The sequence below is a fragment of the Hymenobacter sp. 5516J-16 genome, assembly GCF_022919335.1.
GTDB lineage: Bacteria > Bacteroidota > Bacteroidia > Cytophagales > Hymenobacteraceae > Hymenobacter > Hymenobacter sublimis.
Genome location: NZ_CP095058.1, coordinates 2,423,028 through 2,435,148 on the forward strand (window position 1 = coordinate 2,423,028; position 12,121 = coordinate 2,435,148).

Below are 12,121 nucleotides of genomic sequence, written 5' to 3' on the forward strand. Positions count from 1 at the left end.
GGTTGAAGCTATGGGTAGCAAGTGTCCTTTTTCTGGCGTTTGGGCGAGAAAAAACGCTTGGCTAACGTGCCGTCAGCCAAGCGTTTAGAATTAATAACAAGCCTTGAACCGATTAAGCGGCCGGTAGCTGGGCCACGGCCTGCTCAATCCGCTCGGCCGTTTCCTGGGTGCCCAGAATGCTCATGATGTGCATCAGGTCGGGGCCAGCGCCAGCACCCGTGACGGCCACGCGTAGAGCCTGCAGTACCTGGCCGATTTTGATGCCTTGGGCTTCCAGCACCTGCGTAAGTAGGGCCTTAATGCCGTCGGGGGTAGCGTCGGCGGTGGTGGGCAGCTGTTTGGCAAACTCGGCAAGGGCACCGGCTACTTGCGCGTTCCACTTCTTGCTGATTACCTGCTCATCATAGGTGGTAGGACGCTGGAAGAACAGCTGCGCCTCCCGGGCCAAATCAGCCGGGAAAGTAGCCCGCTCTTTCACTAGGGCGGCTATCTGCTCAGCTTTGTCGGCGGGCACCGTAATGCCCTGGCCCTGCAGGCTTTCCGTCAGGTACTGGGCTAGTTCAGCGTCGGGCTTGGCCCGCAGATACTGCTCATTGTACCAGCGTACCTTGTTCTGGTCGAAGCGGGCTGGCGACTTGCTTACGCGCTCAATCGAAAAGGCCTCGATCAACTCGTCCATCGTGAACAGCTCTTGCTGGGAGCCAGGATTCCAGCCCAGGAAAGCCAGGAAGTTGATGAAGGCATCAGGCAGGTAGCCCGATTCGCGGTAGCCACTGCTGACGGTTGGCTCACCAGTTTCGGCGTCTTTGCCGTGCCATTCCAGCGGAAATACCGGGAAGCCCAGCCGGTCACCGTCGCGTTTGCTGAGCTTGCCTGTGCCGTCGGGCTTGAGCAGAAGGGGCAAGTGGGCGAAGTTTGGCATAGTCGTTTCCCAGCCCAAATAGCGGTAAAGCAGCACGTGCAGAGGCGCCGAGGGTAGCCACTCCTCGCCTCGAATTACGTGGGTGATTTCCATCAGGTGGTCATCCACGATGTTGGCCAGGTGGTACGTCGGCATACCATCCGACTTCATCAGCACCTTGTCATCAATGCTCGATGAGTGTACTACCACCCAGCCGCGGATCAGGTCGTTGAAGCGAACCTCTTCTTTACGGGGCACTTTCAGCCGGATAACGTACTGCTCTCCGGCCTCCAGGAGCTGCTTCACTTCCTCGGCCGGTAGGGTCAAGGAATTGCGCATCTGGGCGCGCGTGATGCTGTTATACTGCGGGTTAGGTACCTTGGCAGCCGTGAGGCGGGCGCGCATGGCGTCCAGTTCTTCGGGTGTGTCGAAGGCGTAGTAGGCGTGGCCGCTGTCAATGAGTTGCTGGGCGTACTGCCGGTACATGGGCTTCCGCTCGCTCTGGCGGTAGGGGGCGTGGGGGCCGCCGTTCCAAGGGCTTTCATCTAGCTCAATGCCGCACCACTCCAGGCTCTGACGAATGTAGTCCTCGGCGCCGGGTACGAACCGGTTCTGGTCGGTGTCTTCGATGCGCAGCAGCATCTTGCCGCCTAGCTTGCGGGCCAGCAGGTAGTTATACAGCGCAGTGCGCACGCCGCCGATGTGCAGCGGGCCGGTGGGGCTGGGCGCGAAACGCACCCGTACTTCTCTTTCCATACAAACAGCTGATTTGCGCCCGATTCAGGTCCGAAACGCGCCGCAAAGGTAGGTAATTCGCCGGGGAGGCGTGGGATATAAAATTGACCTCGGAAGTAGATAAAAGATGGGCTCATCAGCCTTCGAGGCCAGTATTCTACTCGATAATCAGACCGTGCCGGGCCAGGAGTCCGGGCAAGCTGAGTAGGGCAAAGCGGGCATCTTTTAGCTCATTTACCTCGGGGTCAAGCAGCACGTTGTGCGCCGTCCGGAAGTCAGCTCCGCTAAGCGTGGTATGCAGAAATACAGCCCGTTCCAGCTGGCAATTTTGAAACAGGGCCCCGGTTAGATCGGTCTGGGTGAAGCTGGCCTCGCGGAGGGAGCAGTCCACGAATCGGGTATTAGGCATGGCTTTGCCAGCGAAGGACGCGTAATCGAGCTGGCACCGGTCGAAGTGGACGCTGAACAGCATGTCGCGGCAGGCTTCAAACGGCAACCCCAGCAGCTTACAGCCATCAAAGGCCACATTCTGCAAGGACGTGTTGGCCAAGCTCGTACCCGCCAGGTTGCAGTTCTCAAACCGACATTCACTGAATAACCGACCGGCCAGATTGCTCTGGCTAAAGTCAAAATTCAGGAAGTGGTAGTTCTCAAACTCCCGCTCGCCCACCAGTTCCGGGGGAGGGCGCGGGTCAGCACCCGTTCCGGCGGAAAGTAGGCAGGCTTATGATGAAGTTTGACTGTTTTGCGAGAGGTAGGCCGGCGCATTTATTCCTGATTTCTAAAGCGTAGCCAGAGCACTAGCCTAGCACAACCGCTCCACCCGAATCAGCCAGGCCGTGGTAGGACCCCAGTTGTTGATCCAGTCCAGTAGCGGGAACCGAAAGTTGGCCGGCAACAGCAGCGGCGCTAGCATGGCTACCAGCCCGGCCAGAAACAGAAAAATCCCTAACTCTCGCATAAGTCAACAAGTAGGATAGTGAGCTAATAAACTTGACGCACCACGTAGGAGCGCACTATTTGACGGCAATGCAGGAAATTTCCACCTGCACATCTTTGGGTAGGCGACTTACCTCCACGGTTTCGCGGGCCGGAGCATAATCGGCGGAAAAATAGCTACCGTAAATTTCGTTGATCAAACCAAAGTTGCCGAGGTCTTTCACGAAGATGCTGCACTTCACAATGTCGCGTAGGGTGTAACCGGCTGCTTCCAGCACGGCCTGGAGGTTGCGCATTACTTGGTGCGTTTCCTGAACCACATCACCGTCACCGACGAGCTGGCCCGTATCGGAGTCAAGGGCAATCTGACCCGAAACATACACGGTGTTACCGGCCTGAATGGCTTGGCTATAGGGGCCAATGGGAGCGGGAGCTTGGGCTGAATAAACGATGGTGTTTGCCATAAAACGGAAAATTCGGGGGAAAGGAGACTATCTTACGCCAAAGTAAGCTGAAAAAACGATGCATCTGTTCATTGTTGAAGGCCAGCAGGTGGAGGCCGAATTTCGCCGCAAGTTTGGGGCAGCGCCCACCTATGACTTCTGCCCGGCCGGTGCGCCCGACCTGCTCACCCGCCTCGGAGCGGCGGACGTTGCTTTCGACCTGCGCGACTGGCCCGAGCTGCATTACGAGCAACCCCGGCAGCCTCTTTTTTACAATACTACTACCCGTAGCTTAGCTCAGCTCTTCCACGGCGAAGCCCTTCCTTTTGGCCCATGTTCGGGTTCTGCGGCCTACCTACGTTTGTTGATGTGCCGGTTTGGGAAGTGAGCACCTACCGCGCCGCCGACCTGCTTCCCCTTCCTGAAGTTTGTGCTCTGCTCGGCACGCACTGCCACGTAGTGCAGGATCGGGTGGGGTTGCTAACCCGCGGGTCATCTGTCAAGCCATCAATGAAGCCTGTTACGCCTTGCAGGAAGGAGCGGCCTCCGTTTTAGCTGTCAACCAGTTGCTACCAGGAAGCGGGGCTGGCTTGCTAACACGGGCCAATAGAATAGGCTTGAGCCGCGTCTACGAAGCGCTGGAAGGTGCGTACCAGGACACGCGCGAGCCACGCTACAACCCTTGTTCCTTACTTAAAAGAATGCACCTGCGCGGGAGCTATTTGAGGTAGGCTAGTGAATAGAAGTAACAGAAAAAGCCGCCCGAGGAACACCCAGGCGGCTTTTTCTATTTTAGCAGTGTCGGTTACTCTACCGTTACCGACTTAGCCAGGTTACGGGGCTGGTCAACATTGCAACCACGTAGCACGGCAATGTGGTAGGAGAGCAGCTGCAGCGGCACTACTGATACCAACGGCATCAGCACTTCGCTTGTAGCGGGTACTTCAATGGTGAATTCCGCCATTTCTGGAATCACCGTGTCGCCTTCCGTTACCACGGCAATGATCCGGCCTTTGCGGGCTTTCACCTCCTGAATGTTGCTTACTACCTTTTCGTAGGAGCTGTCCTTGGTTGCAATAACAACTACCGGCATGTTCTCGTCGATCAAGGCAATCGGGCCGTGCTTCATTTCCGCAGCGGGGTATCCCTCGGCGTGGATGTAGCTGATTTCCTTTAGCTTCAGAGCTCCCTCCAAAGCCACGGGGAAGTTATAGCCGCGGCCCAGGTACAGGAAGTTAGAAACGTCCTTGAAGATTTCAGAAATCTGTTTGATTTCCGTGTCTAGCTGCAACGCCTTTTCCACTTTCGCCGGAATAGTGTTCAGCTCCATCATCAATTCCCGCAGCTTCGTGTCGGAGAGCGTGCCGCGTTTATGGCCCACAATCATGGCCAGCAGCGTCAGTACCGTTACTTGAGCCGTGAAGGCCTTGGTAGAAGCCACCCCGATTTCGGGGCCCGCGTGGGTGTAAGCACCGGCATCAGTAGCCCGGGCAATGCTGCTGCCCACTACGTTGCAGATACCGAAAATAGTAGCGCCTTTGCTCTTTGCCAGCTCAATTGCGGCTAGCGTATCTGCCGTCTCACCGCTCTGCGAAATAGCAATTACGATGTCGCGCTCCGTGATAATGGGGTTGCGGTAACGGAATTCTGAAGCGTATTCTACTTCTACCGGAATACGAGCTAGGTCTTCCAGCAGGTATTCAGCCACCAAGCCCGCGTGCCAAGAAGTACCGCAGGCTACAATAATGATGCGGTCCGCGTTTACAAACTTCCGTTCGTAGGCGCGCACGCCGCCCATGTTTAAGTGGCCAGCTTCCAGTTCTAAGCGGCCCCGCATCGAATCAAGGATAGAGCGAGGCTGCTCGAAGATTTCCTTCAGCATGAAGTGCTCGTAGCCGCCTTTTTCAATGCGGTCTAGCTCCAACTCCAGGGTCTGAATGTAGGGGGTCTGCTTTACGTCCTCCTTGCTGCGGATCTCCAGCTGACCATCCTTAATTACTGCCAACTCGTAATCGTTTACATAGATTACTTCGTTGGTGTACTCAATGATGGGCGTAGCATCGGAGGCGAGGAAGAACTCATTTTCGCCTACCCCAATTACCAACGGTGAGCCTTTACGGGCGGCAATTAGCTGGTTGGGGTTATCCTTACTCAGTACCACAATGGCATATGCACCTACTACTTCGTGCAGGGCCAAACGGACGGCTTCCTCCAGGGAGCAGCTATTCTGCTTCTGGATTTCCTCAATCAGATTGACAAACACTTCAGTGTCCGTGTCAGAGTGGAACACGTGACCTTGCTGCTGCAAGTGCTGCTTTAGCGCGGCGTAGTTTTCAATGATGCCATTATGGATAATAGCAATCCGCTCTGAGGTAGAGTAGTGCGGGTGCGCATTTACGTCGTTGGGTTCACCATGGGTAGCCCAGCGGGTGTGGCCCATGCCAATATGAGCATGCGTGTCGACCTCAGCAATATAGGCTTCGAGGTCAGCTACTTTGCCCTTTTTCTTGTAAACGCTGAGTTGGCCATTCAGCAGGGCTACGCCAGCTGAGTCATAGCCACGGTATTCCAGGCGACGTAGGCCTTTGATGATGATGGGGCAGGCCTCACGGTGCCCAATGTAAGCGACAATTCCGCACATAAGTTGTTTGATTGTGACAGAGCAGAAACTTTCCGAAAATGAAAGTTAAAAACGGGCGGCATCGGCAAAAGCCGTGCCGCCCTTGTTGATAGGATCCTACAGCACAAAATGCTGTTTAACGAAGCTTAGAATAATATACGCGGAGCTTAATTCCCTTCGTATCGAGCTGAGCGCGGTTCAAGGTCAGGTTGGGGTTATCACGCAGGATGGGAGACAACAGCAGGGCCGAAGGCCGCTCACCGTCCAACCGATTTTGCAAGTAGGCCTGCAGATATTCAGTTAACGGGATGCTGTAGTACTCCAACATATCATAGCTCGGGTATAACCTAGCTGCAGCCGGATTGCCTACGCTGGTTACCATTGACTGTCCATTCTGGCTCGATAATTCCTCCTGCACAAGCCGCTCGTAGCTGGTAGCTCCAACAATGCGCGTCAAGGGTTGATTGCTGGCATCTACCTCGTAGAGCTGTATGCTGTTTATCCGAGGGTCCGACCTGTCTCTAGGGTTGTTGCCAGCGTTTTCGTTAGCTCTGTTCCCCAAGTAAGGAAACAGACCATTGGTGTTCTGCTTGATTGGCAACAGCAACTCGGCCCGGTTCACTGCCTGTTCCTTATTATTCAGGAGGGTTTCTAGGCCTTGGAATTCCAGGCGGGTAGCTAACCCAGTGCCATCCTGTAGATAAGTGTAGCCATCGGTAGCAGTAGAGTTAATCTGCTGACCGGCTGAGCTCAGGCTTGCTAGGGCAGTACCAGAAAAGTCAGTGGTGAGCTGGGTGAAATACTTCGGCCCGGTAGTGCGCGCATCGGTAGGCAAGGGACCCGCTACTACGCTGTAAGAGTGAAACTTGCTCTTGTAACCGCTGGCATTTGTGCCACTGAAATAAAATACCACTCTAGAATTGTACGAGCGGTTAAATGCTACAATGTTATCTGCGAATCCAGCGGAGGGTGTTAGAGCTATACCTTTCCAGACGGCATCCAGCTTCTCCTGGTTAAAGGAAGCACTCTGCAAGGCGGTAAAAACCGAGTTTGCCAGCGCTGTAGTAGCTGCATATTTCAGCAGCCGCACCCGCAATACTCTATCTATCACAGTGGTAGTGATGAGGCGGGTAGTGGTATCCGTGGTACTAGAAGCCACCGTCCGCTGCTTAACTTGGATAGCGCGGTTAAGCGGAGCTGAAAGATTTGTGAGCAACACACTGCTAGCCGGAGCAGCGGAGGCCGAATTGTATACGGTACGGTCGTCCAGTGGCTGATTGAGTGCACCCAAGTCGAACCGCAATGGCTGAGACGTAGTGCCATACACCTTGTCGAAACCAATGCTAAGCACCACGGAATCCAGCTTAACTCCTGTGAATTTGCTGGGCAAGGAATCTGCTGGGCTCAAGTAGGAGTTGTACTGCAGGTTTAGATAGGCCTGAGCAGTAGTGGTGCCAACCTTAGTATCGCGCAGCCGACCAACCAGCACTTGATTGCTGTTAACCGTTTCAACAGGCTGCTGCCGTACGGTATACGTAGCAATCGGCAGGTCAAGGAATTGTGAGCTGATGGGCGAAGTGCCGGGTAGCTCCAGACCAAGGTCGTTAGCTTCTTCGCAGCTGGTTGTGAGGCCCAGCAGGGAAACGGCAAAAAGGGAAACCGAAGCGAGTCGGCTGGCGCTAGCTGGCCAATTCATTATAGAGGGCGTAGTAAGAAGTCAGCAAATTGTCGTCGGCGCCAACCTGCTCAATTTGTTTCTTGGTCGAGTACTCGGTGAACAGCGTGTTCAGGTTTTCGCTGAACGATTCGTCTGATTTCACTACCGTATCAGAATACTCCATACCTACCTTAATGAAACCGCCGAAGTCGGCAGTTTTCAGTGCGGCCAGCATGTCGTCTTCAATGTCCAGCATCTTGGCTTTCTCAATGATGTCGCCCTCAAACTTGTGGTCGAACTCATTGTTGTAGATGGTAAACACCGATTTGGCGTCCTTGAAGATTGGGTCCTTTTTGTAGGTCGTCTTCAGATACATCGGAATCAAGCCTGTCATCCAGTCATTGCAGTGCACAATGTCAGGTGCCCAGCCCAGCTTCTTTACCGTTTCTAGCACCCCTTTGCAGAAGAAGATAGCCCGCTCGTCATTATCGGCGTGAAACTTATCGTTCTTGTCAACCAACACGGACTTGCGGTGGAAGTAGTCTTCGTTGTCGATAAAGTATACCTGCAACTTAGCGTTCGGAATAGACGCCACTTTAATGATGAGCGGCTTTTCGTCCTCGCCCACGGCAATGTTGATGCCCGAGAGCCGCACTACCTCGTGCAGGCGGTTCTTACGTTCGTTGATGATGCCGAAACGGGGCACGAAAATGCGGATTTCCATCCCCATTTCCTGCATTCCCTGCGGCAGCCGCCGCAAAAACTCCGCTACCTTGGTGGTCTGCAAAAACGGGTTGATTTCCGTGGCAGCATAGAGTATTCTCAACTTGGACATATAGAGTCAGTTGGGGTGATTAGGAATGGGCAACACTTTGGGATGCACAAAATTAAACATTTTTGAGGGAAATTTCAACCTAACCCATCTGGCCACTCGCCGTAGGGGCCTTTTTACTCTATGGAGATACTGAATACCGTCGCTGCGTTGCAAGCCCATACCGAAACTTGGCGGCGAGAAGGGAAGCGCATTGGCCTAGTGCCCACCATGGGTGCCCTGCACGAAGGCCACTTGCAGCTGGTGCGGGCGGCAGCCCAGGAGTGTGATGTGGTCATAGCCAGCATCTTCGTGAACCCTACCCAGTTCAATAACCCCGAAGACTTCCGTCTGTACCCACGCCTGCCCGAAGCCGACGCCGCACTGCTGGCTCCGGCGGGCTGCACAGCGTTGTTCTTGCCTACGGCCGCTGATATGTACCCGCAGCCCAGCGTGCTACGTTTCGATTTTGGGCCCCTGGAGCATGTAATGGAAGGGGCGCACCGCCCGGGGCACTTCAATGGGGTAGCCACGGTAGTGAGCAAACTATTTCACCTAAGCCGACCCCACCGGGTGTATTTTGGGCAGAAAGACTTTCAGCAAGTAGCTATTGTACGACAGCTCATAGCGGATTTGTCGTTTGATCTGGAGCTAGTGGCGTTTCCTACCGTGCGGGAGGCCGACGGACTGGCTATGTCGTCGCGAAACCGGCGTTTGGACGCGGCAGCCCGGGCCGTGGCTCCGCGCTTATATCAGGCCCTGCAGCTGGCTCAAAAACTGGTGCTAAGTGGGCAAGCTTCCGTTGATGAGGTCCGGACGGCGGCTCGTGCTTCGCTTAGTTCCGCGCCCGGCCTTGAGCTGGAATACCTGGAGTTGGTGGATGCGCAAACCTTGCAGCCGCTGCAGCAGTGGCAGCCGGGCCGTACGGTAGCAGTGTGCGTGGCAGCACATCTGGGCGGCGTTCGGCTGATTGATAACGTAGTGGTAACCCAACCTTGATGCGGGTAGCACCCCGGCGCTTCAAGGTGGGTTTACTATCTTTGCGGCCCAAAATTCACCGCTTTTTCACCCATGCACATCGAAATTCTCAAGTCGAAGATTCACCGCGTAAAGGTTACGCAGGCGGAATTGCACTACGTGGGCAGCATCACTATTGATGAAGACCTGCTGGATGCGGCCAACATGGTGGAAAATGAGAAGGTGACCATCGTTAATGTTAACAACGGGGAACGGTTCGAAACCTACACCATTAAGGGCGAGCGAGGCTCCGGAATGATCTGCCTGAACGGTCCAGCCGCCCGTCGCGTAGCCGTCGGCGACATCATCATTATTATTTCTTACGCCCTCATTGACTTTGCGGAGGCGCGGGCTCACAAGCCCACGGTTATCTTCCCAGATCAGCATAATCGCATTAGTTAATTGGGTTTTACCCAGAAATAGTGCTGGCGGACCAGTGCCGGAATAGCCCCAGATAAACAGGCTTCCGCGCGTGGCCCGCCAGCTGTTTTCTTGTTTGGGGAGCAGACATTCACCTATTTACTGCCATGAAGCAACTGCTGAACGTTCTGAAATACGGCTTGCTGCTGGTATTGTCGGGGTTATTGATGTGGTACGCCCTGCGTGGTCAGGAGCTAAGATTGGTGGGCCAATACATGCGTGAAGCTAACTACGGCTGGCTGGGCCTGACGGTATTGCTTTCAGCCCTAGGTTACTTCAGCCGGGCCCACCGCTGGCAGATGCAGTTGGAGGCCAGCGGACAAAATCCGCGCTACTGGCAGGTGTACCACGCTATGATGGTAGGCTACCTCGCTAATCTGGTGCTACCTCGCATGGGTGAAGTCATTCGGTGCTCCGTGCTCAACCGCACCGACCGGGTTCCGGTGCAGGTGTCGCTAGGAGCCGTTATTACGGAACGCGTAATCGATTTACTGATTCTGGCCAGCTTGCTGGGCCTGACGCTTCTGCTGGATTTCCATAAGTTTTGGGCCTTTGTGGTGAGCTTGTTCTCCGACCGGTACGAATCCTTGGCCGCGCACAAGAACCTATTGCTGCTGCTAGCGGCCATTACAGTGGTGTTGCTGCTTTTGTCGGGCTACTTGTTACTGCGCAACCTGGAAAAGCTGCGGCAGCGCGCGCTATTTGTAAAGCTCGAAAACTTTGTGCGGGGCATGCTCGACGGCGTATTTAGTGTGCGAAAGTTGCGCAGTCCTGGGCTCTTTCTGCTGCATACGGCCTTCACCTGGCTGGTGTACTACCTCATGGATTATCTAGCTTTCTTCGCCTTTCCAGCCACGGCCGGCCTAACGCCGGCCGCCGGATTGGCCGTGCTGACGTTCGGGGCTTTTGGCATGGCGGCGCCGGTGCAGGGCGGCTTCGGGGCCTTCCACCTAATGGTGCAAAGCACGTTGCTGGTGTACGGCATCAGCAAAGAAGCCGGCATTGCTTACGCGCTGGTAGTGCACGGCTCCCAAACCCTGCTGGTAGTGCTGATGGGCGGCATCAGTTTTGTGGCCAGCATGGTCAAATCAGGAAAAGCTACCCCGCAAGTAGCCTTAACCTAACGCGGCAAGTACATGTGGGCAAAAGATAAAATACTGCCGTTGCCAGAATTGCTAGACCAGGTAGCGGCTTGGAAAGCTGCCGGAGAGAAGGTTGTATTTACAAACGGGTGCTTCGACCTGCTCCACTTGGGGCACGTCGACTACCTTGAGAAAGCCCGCCACTTGGGCCAACGCCTAGTTGTAGGGTTAAACACTGATGCTTCCGTAAGTTGCTTAAAGCCGGGGCGTCCCTGCAAGACGAAGTGTCACGAGCGCGGGTGTTGGCCTCCCTTTTGTTTGTGGATGCGGTAGTACTCTTCGGTGAGCAAACCCCGCTGAACCTGATAGAAGCCATCCAACCCGATATTCTGGTCAAGGGCGACGACTATCAGATCAGTGGAATTGTGGGCCACGAAGTAGTGTTACGAAACGGCGGGCAGGTGCTAACCGTACCCTGGTAACTGGTTACAGCACCACGCGCATCGTCGAGCGAATTTTAGGTAGTAGCTGAGCGAAAGGCTGAGGTAGGAGGCAGGTGTTGCCATCCGTGCGTTAGTCGAAGAGCTCAGCTTAGGCCTCTCACACTAACCATCACTACCATGTACTACAACTCAAGCCCCATCTACTTTATCGTCATTCTGGCTATGATAGTCAGCTGGCTGATTCAGTGGCGGCTACGGAGCAAGTTCAGCCAGTACGCTCAAATCGGACTACAGTCGGGCCTTTCCGGCCGGCAGATTGCCGAGCTGATGCTCGCCGACCACGGCATTACCGACGTGCGCGTTATCAGCACCGAAGGCCGCCTGACCGACCACTATAACCCTGCCGATAAAACTGTAAACCTCAGCGAGGCCGTGTATGAGGAGCGCAGCGCCGCCGCCGCGGCCGTAGCCGCCCACGAATGTGGCCACGCCGTACAGCATGCCACCGCCTACAGCGCCCTGCAGTTCCGCTCTGCCATGGTGCCGGCCCTGAGTGCCGTATCGAAGTTTATGCCTTTCGTGCTGCTAGCTGGCGTGTTCATGATTCGTACAACGCTCATTCCGTTGGGGGTAGGCATTGTGCTATTCTCCCTGACCACGCTGTTCTCCTTCGTGACCTTGCCGGTTGAGTTCGACGCCTCCAAGCGGGCGCTGGCTTGGATTGACAAGCGCGGCATCGTGACCCCGCAAGAACACGCCATGGCCAAAGACGCTCTGTGGTGGGCCGCCATGACTTACGTGGTAGCAGCCCTCAGCTCCTTGGCTACCCTGCTTTACTACGTAAGCATTTTCCTAGGTAGCCGCGACCGTCGATAGATGGTCATACGCTAAAAACGCTTCTACATCACAAACAGCCGCTCTTGCAAAAGGGCGGCTGTTTGTGTCTTATCGGCTCTCATACTTCATTACTCTGAACCAGGCAGTATTCTCTCAGTACGAAGCCGTAGCAGTAAGTGACGGTAGGTGAAATGCCGCTTGAAGCTCTGGTAATTC

Annotated in this window: 13 protein-coding genes and 1 pseudogene; 7 read left to right on the forward strand and 7 right to left on the reverse strand. The window is 55.1% G+C overall.

What is annotated here, in order from left to right:
• Positions 1-112 precede the first annotated feature (112 nt).
• From gltX to MUN84_RS12025, 4 genes are all read right to left on the reverse strand, one after another.
• Entirely contained in the window at positions 113-1,657 is a 1,545-nt protein-coding gene (gene gltX / locus MUN84_RS12010) for a glutamate--tRNA ligase (protein WP_244694316.1), read from the reverse strand.
• Positions 1,658-1,793: 136 nt separating this feature from the next.
• Positions 1,794-2,306, reverse strand: a complete 513-nt coding sequence (locus MUN84_RS12015) for a pentapeptide repeat-containing protein (protein ID WP_244694317.1) — start codon at positions 2,304-2,306, stop codon at positions 1,794-1,796.
• Between the two features lie 135 nt (positions 2,307-2,441).
• Positions 2,442-2,597 (reverse strand): hypothetical protein, encoded by a 156-nt coding sequence (locus MUN84_RS12020; protein WP_244694318.1) that lies wholly within the window; start codon positions 2,595-2,597, stop codon positions 2,442-2,444.
• Positions 2,598-2,652: 55 nt separating this feature from the next.
• The gene (locus MUN84_RS12025; protein WP_244694319.1) at positions 2,653-3,039 is read right to left on the reverse strand and encodes a RidA family protein; all 387 of its coding nucleotides are present in this window, start codon (positions 3,037-3,039) and stop codon (positions 2,653-2,655) included.
• Between the two features lie 58 nt (positions 3,040-3,097).
• Between MUN84_RS12025 and MUN84_RS12030 the strand changes: the two genes are divergently transcribed.
• Positions 3,098-3,406 carry a hypothetical protein gene (locus MUN84_RS12030; protein ID WP_244694320.1) on the forward strand — a complete coding sequence of 103 codons (309 nt, stop codon included), beginning with the start codon at positions 3,098-3,100 and terminating at the stop codon, positions 3,404-3,406.
• A 139-nt stretch (positions 3,407-3,545) separates the two neighbouring features.
• The gene (locus MUN84_RS24585) at positions 3,546-3,749 is read left to right on the forward strand and encodes a hypothetical protein (protein ID WP_410780048.1); all 204 of its coding nucleotides are present in this window, start codon (positions 3,546-3,548) and stop codon (positions 3,747-3,749) included.
• 74 nt (positions 3,750-3,823) lie between these two features.
• Here the strand turns inward: MUN84_RS24585 and glmS are convergent, their stop codons facing one another.
• From glmS to MUN84_RS12045, 3 genes are all read right to left on the reverse strand, one after another.
• Positions 3,824-5,659, reverse strand: coding sequence for a glutamine--fructose-6-phosphate transaminase (isomerizing) (gene glmS, locus MUN84_RS12035; protein WP_244694321.1), 1,836 nt, complete (start codon positions 5,657-5,659; stop codon positions 3,824-3,826).
• Positions 5,660-5,774: 115 nt separating this feature from the next.
• Positions 5,775-7,334 (reverse strand): DUF4270 family protein, encoded by a 1,560-nt coding sequence (locus tag MUN84_RS12040; RefSeq protein WP_244694322.1) that lies wholly within the window; start codon positions 7,332-7,334, stop codon positions 5,775-5,777.
• Positions 7,318-8,130 (reverse strand): glycogen/starch synthase, encoded by an 813-nt coding sequence (locus tag MUN84_RS12045; protein ID WP_244694323.1) that lies wholly within the window; start codon positions 8,128-8,130, stop codon positions 7,318-7,320. Before MUN84_RS12045 ends, MUN84_RS12040 begins: the two co-directional genes overlap by 17 nt.
• A gap of 120 nt (positions 8,131-8,250) precedes the next feature.
• Between MUN84_RS12045 and panC the strand changes: the two genes are divergently transcribed.
• The 5 genes and pseudogenes from panC to MUN84_RS12070 all read left to right on the forward strand — a co-directional run bounded on the left by panC (position 8,251) and on the right by MUN84_RS12070 (position 11,944).
• A complete protein-coding gene (gene panC / locus MUN84_RS12050) occupies positions 8,251-9,105 on the forward strand; it encodes a pantoate--beta-alanine ligase (RefSeq protein WP_244694324.1) in 855 nt (284 codons plus the stop codon).
• Positions 9,106-9,177: 72 nt separating this feature from the next.
• Positions 9,178-9,525 (forward strand): aspartate 1-decarboxylase, encoded by a 348-nt coding sequence (gene panD / locus MUN84_RS12055; RefSeq protein ID WP_244694325.1) that lies wholly within the window; start codon positions 9,178-9,180, stop codon positions 9,523-9,525.
• Between the two features lie 125 nt (positions 9,526-9,650).
• A complete protein-coding gene (locus tag MUN84_RS12060) occupies positions 9,651-10,667 on the forward strand; it encodes a lysylphosphatidylglycerol synthase transmembrane domain-containing protein (RefSeq protein WP_244694326.1) in 1,017 nt (338 codons plus the stop codon).
• Positions 10,668-10,679: 12 nt separating this feature from the next.
• Positions 10,680-11,157, forward strand: a pseudogene (rfaE2, locus tag MUN84_RS12065) (D-glycero-beta-D-manno-heptose 1-phosphate adenylyltransferase).
• An 88-nt stretch (positions 11,158-11,245) separates the two neighbouring features.
• Positions 11,246-11,944, forward strand: coding sequence for a zinc metallopeptidase (locus tag MUN84_RS12070; protein ID WP_244694327.1), 699 nt, complete (start codon positions 11,246-11,248; stop codon positions 11,942-11,944).
• Positions 11,945-12,121: the final 177 nt, after the last annotated feature.

Coding starts and splice junctions, on each gene's coding strand:
- MUN84_RS12060 (WP_244694326.1), top strand. CDS start 9,651: ATGAAGCAACTGCTGAACGTTCTGAAATACGGCTTGCTGCTGGTATTG.
- MUN84_RS12070 (WP_244694327.1), top strand. CDS start 11,246: ATGTACTACAACTCAAGCCCCATCTACTTTATCGTCATTCTGGCTATG.
- MUN84_RS12045 (WP_244694323.1), bottom strand. CDS start 8,130: ATGTCCAAGTTGAGAATACTCTATGCTGCCACGGAAATCAACCCGTTT.
- gltX (WP_244694316.1), bottom strand. CDS start 1,657: ATGGAAAGAGAAGTACGGGTGCGTTTCGCGCCCAGCCCCACCGGCCCG.
- MUN84_RS12020 (WP_244694318.1), bottom strand. CDS start 2,597: ATGCGAGAGTTAGGGATTTTTCTGTTTCTGGCCGGGCTGGTAGCCATG.
- panC (WP_244694324.1), top strand. CDS start 8,251: ATGGAGATACTGAATACCGTCGCTGCGTTGCAAGCCCATACCGAAACT.
- MUN84_RS12040 (WP_244694322.1), bottom strand. CDS start 7,334: ATGAATTGGCCAGCTAGCGCCAGCCGACTCGCTTCGGTTTCCCTTTTT.
- glmS (WP_244694321.1), bottom strand. CDS start 5,659: ATGTGCGGAATTGTCGCTTACATTGGGCACCGTGAGGCCTGCCCCATC.
- MUN84_RS12030 (WP_244694320.1), top strand. CDS start 3,098: ATGCATCTGTTCATTGTTGAAGGCCAGCAGGTGGAGGCCGAATTTCGC.
- panD (WP_244694325.1), top strand. CDS start 9,178: ATGCACATCGAAATTCTCAAGTCGAAGATTCACCGCGTAAAGGTTACG.
- MUN84_RS12025 (WP_244694319.1), bottom strand. CDS start 3,039: ATGGCAAACACCATCGTTTATTCAGCCCAAGCTCCCGCTCCCATTGGC.